Source organism: Dermacoccus sp. UBA1591 (assembly GCF_002322065.1).
In the GTDB taxonomy this organism is placed as follows: Bacteria; Actinomycetota; Actinomycetes; order Actinomycetales; family Dermatophilaceae; genus Dermacoccus; species Dermacoccus nishinomiyaensis.
Genome location: NZ_DCNR01000114.1, coordinates 1 through 7767, shown reverse-complemented (window position 1 = coordinate 7767; position 7767 = coordinate 1). Strand labels below are relative to the sequence as shown.

Sequence of the window (7767 nt, the reverse complement as noted above, 5' to 3'; positions counted from 1 at the left end):
CCAGCCACCGCCGACGGGCGGCACGCCAGAGCCGATCCCACGGGCTGGGGCCGGGCAGAGCGGGCGGGCGTCTCGCGGTACAACAGGACGGTGACCGAACCCCGCGGACAGCGCCGCACCACCCTTCCGTCGGCAGCGCCGAGACACCCGCTCGTCACCGGGCGCACCGTCCTGCGCGTCATGACGGATGACGACATCGACGCGGTCGTCACCTACCGCACCCGCCCGAACGTCTACCGCTGGCTCAGCCACGGCGACCTCGCCGCGGCGCAGCTTCGGGAGAAGTTCCAGCGGCGCATCGAACGCATGACGAAGCCGAGCGACGAACGATCCGAGGTCCAGTTCGTCGTCGAACGAGAGGGGCACGTGATCGGTGACTGCGGATTCGCGATCACCCGCGCCTGGACGAAGGACGACGCTCCGACACCGCATCTCGTCGCGCGCATCCACTACGCACTCGACGATGCCGTCGCCGGCCAGGGGATCGGCACGGAGGTGGTGCGTGCACTCGTCGACCACGCGTTCAGCCTCCCTGACGTCCACCGCGTGCAGGCCGACGTCTTCGCCGGCAACGTCGCGTCAGGCCGCGTGCTCGAGAAGCTGCGTTTCCGGCGAGAGGGCTACTTCGTCGACGACGGCGTCATCGACGGCGCGTTCGTCGACGCCTGCCTCTACTCGCTGCTGCGTCGCGAATGGGAGGCCCCCGACCACTCGGCCTGATTGCTCGAAAACGCGTCACATCCGACGCGTTTTCGGGCGAAGATCGACGCGACCCCGAGCCTGTCAGCCCCGAACGACCAGCCCGAACCCCGTCACCCCACCGGCTGACGCGAGCGACTGCGCCGCTTCGACCGGTTCAGACGCCGCCACACCCACGTCTCGGGCACCTGTACGCCGGTGGCGATGTATTCGGCGGAGGCGTCGCTGAACTGTGTCTGCACGAGTGCTTCGAGGCCCCAGTGGTGGCCGACGACGAGCACCTGGTCGTCGGGTGTCACCGTCATCGTGTCGTCGGGTGCGTAGATGTGCTCACCGTTGCGAATGAGCATGAGCGCGACGAGCGGGAGCTTCGAGTCGCGGTTGTCGGGGTTGGCGAGCAGCTGTCCGATCGTCAGTTCGTCGTGCAGCAGCCAGCGGTGCAGCGCGGGCGAGCCGGCCGCAGAGAGGTCGATGATCGCGCGGTCCTTCGCGACGTCGCCGCAGCGGTTCGTCAGGTTCATCAGGACGCGCTCGGCGAACTCTTCCGGCTGCGTCACCGCGTATTCGACGAAGCTCCAGAACAGCGGCGTGATGACGCGCGCGAGGCTCTCCTGCGCGACGAGTTCGGTGGGCGTGAACACCGAGTCGATGCCGAGCGCCGTGATGATCGACGCGCGCGCGTCAGACTGCTGGCGCACGCCGACGAACAGGTCCTTGCGCTCGAGCTTCGCGTGCTCGGCGAGGGCGAGGTTCGTCGTGTCGTTGCGCGTACCGGCGATGAAACCGCTCGCGCCACTGACGTCGGGGTGGCCTTCTTCCGGGTCGGCCATGACGACGTGCATGCCGGCGCGATGCAGGTCGTTCGACACCTCGGCGCCGAAGTCGTCATCGGAGGCGACGACCCACGTCCCGCCCGATTTCGGTTCGTACCGCGGCGGCAGCGGCAGGTCGCGCGGGTCCATCAGCCACGTGACGAGCCGGTACGTCTCGGGCCGTTGCAGCGCGAGCACGAGGTAGGCGCCGTAGCGGTCGCTCGGGTTGATGACGGCGTTCGGGGCGAAGTCGCGCATGCTTTCCTCGACGCGCGCGTCGGTGCAGCGCGCGATGACGCTCATGCCGGGGCGCAGCACCGTGGCGTTCATGACGATGGCGAGGTTGTCGGTGTCCTCATCGGTGAGGGCGAGCACGCCGTCGCAGTGCTGGTTGGCGAGGCCCGCCATGCCGAGCACCGCGGGCAGGCTCGCGTTCGCCTCGAGCGCGGGCACCTCGCTCTGCAGCTCGTCGGTCATGATGCGGTCGAGGCGCCCTTCGTGCCGGTCGATGACGACGAACCGGCGCCCCTGGAAGTCGAGTTCGCGACAGACCTGACGCCCCGCCTGGCCGTACCCGCAGACGATGAGGAACGGCTCACGGATGCGCTTGACCTTCGTGCGGAAGCGCTGCATCGCGAGCGCGTGCTGAAAACTGGCCGACTGCAGCAATGACAGCAGCGTTCCGATCGCGTACGCCCATCCGACGACCGTCATGAAGATGCACACCGTCACCCACATGCGTTGCGGCGTCGTGAACGGGTAGATCTCGCCGAACCCGATCGTCGAGGCGGTGTAGGAGATGAAGTAGAACGCCTCGAACGCGCTCAGGTGCGTCGTGTGGCCGGCCTCATCACGGCCGGGCACGAGCGTCAGGCCGAGCACGGAGATCGCGAACACCGTGATGATGAAGATCAGCGGCGCGCGCATGCGTCGGATGACGATGAAGATCGCGTCCGTCGACGGCGCCTCGTCGGGGATCTCCACGGCGCGCCGCACGCGCGGAGTGTCCCGCGTCGGGCGTCGGACGAGGAAGGCGAGCAGGTTGTTCATGGCTCAGCGGCGACGGTAGGAGATCGTCTCCGACACGAGCAGGACGACCGAGACGATGTTCGCGAGCAGCGCGCCACCGGAGAGGCTGACGATGCTCGCCGTCGTCCCGGGGCTGTTGTGATAGCCGCCGGACAGGACGTAGTACGCGGCCGCCGCGACGAGCTGCAGGACGGCGACGAGCGACGTCGCGAGGTGCACGGCGCCGATCTGCGTGCGGTCGCCGAACTTCAGCACGAGTGCGATGAGGTTGACGAAGATCGCGACGTACAGCTCGTTGATGTTGTGCAGTTTCGGCTCGGCCATGTCGCCGATGAAGAAACCGAAGTTCATCGTGGCCGACAGCAGCACGAAGAAGCCGAAGACGACTTTCTCGAGGTTCATGCCCCGAGCCTAACGGGGACGCACCTGCGGGCCTGCACGCTCAGTTCGGCGGGGCCGGGGGTCCTTCGGCTCCCGATGAGATGAAGTACGAGTCGTCCATGGCCGGATGCGGAGTGATGGGCACGACCTGCATGCGCACACGCTCCTCGGCCCAACGCTGCTGCTCGACGCTCTCGCGGGCCTCGTTGACGGCCTCGCACTGCTCGGCGTCGAAGTAGAACTCGAGCGCCGCGGCACGCGAGTCGAGGCGCGAGAACTTCTCGTAGTCGGTCGCGCCGTCGGCGGCTCGCACGAGCTGTGCGACGGCGCGTTCGACCGACGCGCGCCGCACGCGCCGCGCCACGTGCGGCAGGATGTCGACGCGCCCGTCCTCGCTGACGATGATGACCATCGAGCCCTTGCCTCGCCCTGCGAGGTACCGGATGGCCGAGTTGTAGCGAGCACCGCGTGAGATGTCGCCGGTGCCGGTGGCTGCGCCGTCGAGGATGACGCCGACGGCGTGACACTTGCCGTCAGGGCTGACGAGGACGGCGCCGTCGATCTTCGTCAGCGCATCGAACGCGTGGGCGCCCAGGTGCGTGGGCTCGATCGTGTACGCCTGCGGCAGCAGGCGTTCCCCCTCACGGCGCGCACCGGGGTGGACGACGAGCATCGTGCCGTGCTGCTGCCGGACGCAGGCCTGCGTCATGCCCCACAGCGCGTCGACGTGCTCGCTGAGCGCGTCGGGGAAGACGCGGTTGACGGCATGCGCGAAGGTCTCGACGTCGATGACGTCGCGCGGCAGGCTCGGCTCGCCGTTGTCGACGCGCAGGAACGGCGTGTCGGCGTGCCACAGCTCCCACGCGCCGTTGCCGACGACCTTGATCTCGAAGACCTCCTCCGTCGCCGGGGCGTACCCCTCGAGCATGCGCCCGATGCCGTAGACGGTGCGCCCGTCGCACAGCAGCTCGAAGCCGGGGCCCGTCATCTCGAGGGCCTTGCGGAACGAGCGCGGCACGCCGACGGGCACGTCGTGCTCGAACGTCACCTCGCACGCGACGTCGGGGTGCCCCTGGCGGGCGAGGACGACGGAGCCGAGGCTCGCGCGGCCCTCGTACGTCTGCGCGCTGACGGCGTCGCACGCATCGCGCAGGCCGTGCGGAAACTTCTGCCCGGCGCGTGAGGCGCACCCGTTGATGAACGTGTCGGCCGCCGAACGCAGCACCGCGCCGGCGTCGAGGCCGATGAGCGAACCGGGGTGGACGCGGTCGAGTTCGTGGCTCGCGGCGCGCAGCACGTCGTCGATGACGGCCTCGGGAAAGTTGCCGGGCACGCCGAGGCCGTCGGCGAGCGTCGTGCGTAGGCGCGGCACTTCACTCGCCGGGTCGCGCAGAACCGCGAGCACCGGGAAGACGCGGTAGTCGCCGACGACGATGCTGATGCCGACGTGGACGACGCGGTCGTCGAACGTCGCCGCACGCGTCAGGGCCTCGCGCATCACGTCGCGGCGGCACCCCTCGCGCAGAGCGGCGAGGTAGTGGTCGGGGTGCCAGGTAGCCGTCGACTCATCGTCGATGCGCGACGGGCACATGCGCGCGCGACGCTCCTCGAACAGCGACGTGAAGTGCGGGTGCAAACTCTCGAGGCGGGTGACGTCGAACGCGTCGCGCTGCGGTTCGACGAGGACGGGCAGCGCATCGTCGCCGTCAGGGATGCCGATGAGGTAGCCGCGCGGGTCGAGTTCGACGCCCGCGCGGTCGAGGGCTTCGTCGGCAATGCGCTCGATCGACCACCGCAGCTCGTGCTGACCGTCCCACATGTGCGGCGCGAGGCTGATCCGGGGGTCCATGCTCGCCATGGTTTCATCCCTTGGCGATGCCCCCCAAAGGGGCCTTCATTCGGCGGACGGACGTTGCCACGGCGCGGGCCGACCCGAGTGGGGCGGTGGGGCCAGGTTGCCATGAGACCCGGCACCACCACCCTTGGGGAATGTCGCTCAGTGCCGCCCACCGCGGGCGTCGCGCGCTCGCGTCAGCTCCGCGGAGCGTTTCCGACGCGACGCATCGGCGTCTCGCCGTCGGAGTCGCCCTCGGAGCCGGCCGACTCGAGACCCTCGCCCTGGTACGACGTGTTCGAGTCGAGCGACGACGACGGTGCGTCGGCGCCGATGGCGCGCTCGACCGGGTTCGCACCGCGCGACTGGTCATCAGCCGCCGACATGCCGTCCTGGCCGACGGTGCGCTGCGTCGCCGTCTCACCGCTGTCCTGTGCGCCGGCCGCGAGGTCGGCGTCGTAGGCGCGCTCGGAGCCGACGGCCGTGTCGCCGAACGAACCCGTCGTCGTGCCGGCGCCCGCACCTGCTGCCGCGCCTGCCCCGGCGCCCTGCTCAGCAACCTTGTCGACGCCCTTGAGCGCAGCGCCCTGAGCCTTGCTGATCTTGTCGCTGTACTTGCCGCCCGTCTTCGAATCGACGGTGGCGCCGGCCTTGTCGACGGCGCCGGCGATCTTGTCGCGGTTGGATTCGGCTGCCGCGGCGGCCTTCTCCTTGGCGAGGGCGGCCTTCTCGTCGAGGCCGAGTTCGGTGGCCTTGGCCTTGATCTTGTCCATGAATGACATCGTGGTCTCCCTGCGTCGATGGATCTCTTGACTCGTACAACCCAGCGTGGACCTCGAAAGTTCCCCCGCGCAAGAGCTCGCGTGACATGACCATTGCGTGGTCTCTAGCGCCGCGACGCCATGACCACAGCCCTGACGAGCGCCACCGTCGGCGCGCTCGCCCCAGCGTCCCGATCGGACGCTACGTCGCCCGCTGGATCCCCAATTACTGCGGGCGCTTCGGTGTCGGCGGTGTCGGTGGCGACGTCAGCGACGTCACCCCAGGGCGCCGACGGGGGGCTCGCGGTGCTCGCCGCGCACCGCGACACGGTGTCGCTGGAGATCCACGACGTCTCCGGAGCGCTGGTACCACCCGGCTGACGGCGCTGCCCACGCGCAGGCGCTCAAGCGGCTGCGCGGGCGGGCCCAGGGCAACGCGCAGGTCGCGGTGGCGAAGGACCCGTCGTCGACGGCGCGTCTCTACGACCGCGTCGCCGCCGGCTCGATCGCCGGGGCCGACGTCATGCGCCGCCACCTCGAATGGCAGCCCGTGAGCGGTGGCGTCGCGACGGGTTTCAAGGCCGGCAGCCTGCCGGGCGGGCTCACCGTCGGGATGGAGCAGCGTGTCGTCGGCACGAAGCGTTACGCCACCGGTGCGCTGCTCATCGGTGGTCTCGACGAGGCGACGGCGAGCTCGACCGACTTCGGGTGGCAGGAGCTGCTCGTCGAGGCGATGAGTGACCCGACGTACGCCCGCCGCGTCATCGCGACGTTGGACGGCACGTCGTCGGGCACGCCGGGCAGCACCCCCACCGGGCCGCTCGTGCAGACCGACCTCGTGCGCTGAGCGCCGTCAGCTCTGCTTGATCGCGCGAACCGCGTCGGCGAGGCCGGGCATGGCGCGTTCCATCGTCGCGAGGGTCGTGACGAAGCCGTCCTGGCCGCCGTACCAGGGGTCGGGCACGCCGTCGCCGGGGTTCGCCTGCGGGTCGTGGTCGGTGAGCAGGACGACGTGGTCGGGCAGCTCGCCACCGTAGATGTCGCGCATGCGCTCGAGGTGGATGTCCTCCATCGCGACGACGAGGTCACAGGCGTCGATCTCGTCGCGCGTGATCTGGTGCGCCGCGTGGTTCGACGCGTCGTACCCGGCCTTCTCGAGTTCACGGACGGCGCGCGGGTCGATGGGGTTGCCGATCTCCTCGCGCGACGTGGCGGCGCTCGTCAGCTCGACGCCACCGAGCCCGTGCTCGGCGAAATATTTCGCGGCGACGCGCTCGGCCATCGGTGAGCGGCAGATGTTTCCCCAGCAGACGAAGACGACGGAAGTCATGCTCGCCATCCTGGCATCTGCCACCGATAGCGGCCATTCGCGGCGACCCTGCGGGCATCGGGTCGTCAGTCCAAGCGTTCCGAGTCAGGCCCGATGGCCGTGGCGCGGCAGCGCGACGATGACGGCATGGTCACCGCTCTCGACCCCTCGGCCGACGCAGCCGCCCTCACGGCCGATGCCGGACTGGCCGCTGCCACCGAACGTGTTGCCCCGACCGATATCGCTCGTTCAGCGCTGTCGCAGCCACAGCAGCGTGATGCCGTCGACTACGTCCTTTCGACGCAGGAGGGGCGCCTGCCCGCGTCACCGTTGCGGCAGTTCCGCAACGCGAAGGGTTCGATCGATCCGCTCGACCTCGCCGGGCAGATGCTCGAAGACTTCGGCCAGGTCTGCGCCGTCATCCTCGCGCGCGGGCACACGCGCACGCTCCACCCGTCAGCGCTTCGGGGTTACCTCAAGGGTGCCAAGGAGCTCGACGAGGCCCTCGCCGCGTACGCGCAGGACTGTACGGACCAGGTCGAGCGCGACCACGCCGACCTCCTCGCGGCCAAGGAGCGAGGCGCGTTCGCCGACCTGTTCGGGTGATGTCGCGGCGTCGCCATGCAGGATGGCGGGTAACTCACAGGTAAGCGGCCAGTTGCCTGCCTACCCGTGAGTCACCCGCCATCTCGTGAAGGTCGGGCCCGAGCCGTTGTCCGCTACCGATCTCGCCGGGCGGGTTCGTCAGCGAATCCCGCCGACGATCTCGAGTGCGCGCTTCTGGGCGTCGAGGCCGCGGGCGGAGTTCGTCATCATGAGTTCGTCGGCCATGGCGTGCTCGGCGAACTGTTCGAGGTACGCGGCGATGCGCTCCGGGCCGCCGATCGCGGTGTAGGTGAGCATGTGCTTCGCCTGGTGGCCGGCGGGCGAGTCGAGCAGCAT

General features: G+C 69.6%; 8 protein-coding genes and 1 pseudogene. 3 read left to right on the top strand and 6 right to left on the bottom strand.

Going from position 1 to position 7767, the window contains the following annotated elements; all coding sequences use genetic code 11:
• Nucleotides 1–90: 90 nt before the first annotated feature.
• A complete protein-coding gene (locus B2284_RS13145; protein WP_074046396.1) occupies nucleotides 91–720 on the top strand; it encodes a GNAT family N-acetyltransferase in 630 nt (209 codons plus the stop codon).
• Between the two features lie 92 nt (nucleotides 721–812).
• On the opposite strand, the gene B2284_RS13140 is transcribed toward B2284_RS13145, so the two are convergent.
• The 4 genes from B2284_RS13140 to B2284_RS13125 all read right to left on the bottom strand — a co-directional run bounded on the left by B2284_RS13140 (nucleotide 813) and on the right by B2284_RS13125 (nucleotide 5537).
• Nucleotides 813–2561 (bottom strand): NAD-binding protein, encoded by a 1749-nt coding sequence (locus B2284_RS13140; RefSeq protein ID WP_074046395.1) that lies wholly within the window; start codon nucleotides 2559–2561, stop codon nucleotides 813–815.
• Nucleotides 2562–2564: 3 nt separating this feature from the next.
• Nucleotides 2565–2942, bottom strand: coding sequence for a DUF6394 family protein (locus tag B2284_RS13135; protein WP_038569849.1), 378 nt, complete (start codon nucleotides 2940–2942; stop codon nucleotides 2565–2567).
• A 40-nt stretch (nucleotides 2943–2982) separates the two neighbouring features.
• Nucleotides 2983–4779 carry a DNA integrity scanning protein DisA nucleotide-binding domain protein gene (locus B2284_RS13130; RefSeq protein ID WP_240742529.1) on the bottom strand — a complete coding sequence of 599 codons (1797 nt, stop codon included), beginning with the start codon at nucleotides 4777–4779 and terminating at the stop codon, nucleotides 2983–2985.
• Nucleotides 4780–4952: 173 nt separating this feature from the next.
• Complete coding sequence (locus B2284_RS13125) at nucleotides 4953–5537, bottom strand: antitoxin (protein WP_136788634.1); 585 nt, start codon at nucleotides 5535–5537, stop codon at nucleotides 4953–4955.
• A gap of 427 nt (nucleotides 5538–5964) precedes the next feature.
• On the opposite strand from B2284_RS13125, the gene B2284_RS13120 reads away from it, so the two are divergent.
• Nucleotides 5965–6363, top strand: a complete 399-nt coding sequence (locus B2284_RS13120) for a hypothetical protein (RefSeq protein ID WP_136788635.1) — start codon at nucleotides 5965–5967, stop codon at nucleotides 6361–6363.
• Between the two features lie 6 nt (nucleotides 6364–6369).
• Here B2284_RS13120 and B2284_RS13115 read toward each other — a convergent pair whose 3' ends face one another.
• Complete coding sequence (locus tag B2284_RS13115; protein WP_136788636.1) at nucleotides 6370–6846, bottom strand: low molecular weight protein-tyrosine-phosphatase; 477 nt, start codon at nucleotides 6844–6846, stop codon at nucleotides 6370–6372.
• 126 nt (nucleotides 6847–6972) lie between these two features.
• On the opposite strand from B2284_RS13115, the gene B2284_RS13110 reads away from it, so the two are divergent.
• On the top strand, nucleotides 6973–7431 hold the full coding sequence (locus tag B2284_RS13110) for a DUF2252 family protein (protein ID WP_170957241.1): 459 nt from the start codon (nucleotides 6973–6975) through the stop codon (nucleotides 7429–7431).
• A 138-nt stretch (nucleotides 7432–7569) separates the two neighbouring features.
• Here the strand turns inward: B2284_RS13110 and B2284_RS13105 are convergent.
• A pseudogene (locus tag B2284_RS13105) lies at nucleotides 7570–7767 on the bottom strand (alkane 1-monooxygenase); the annotation flags it as partial.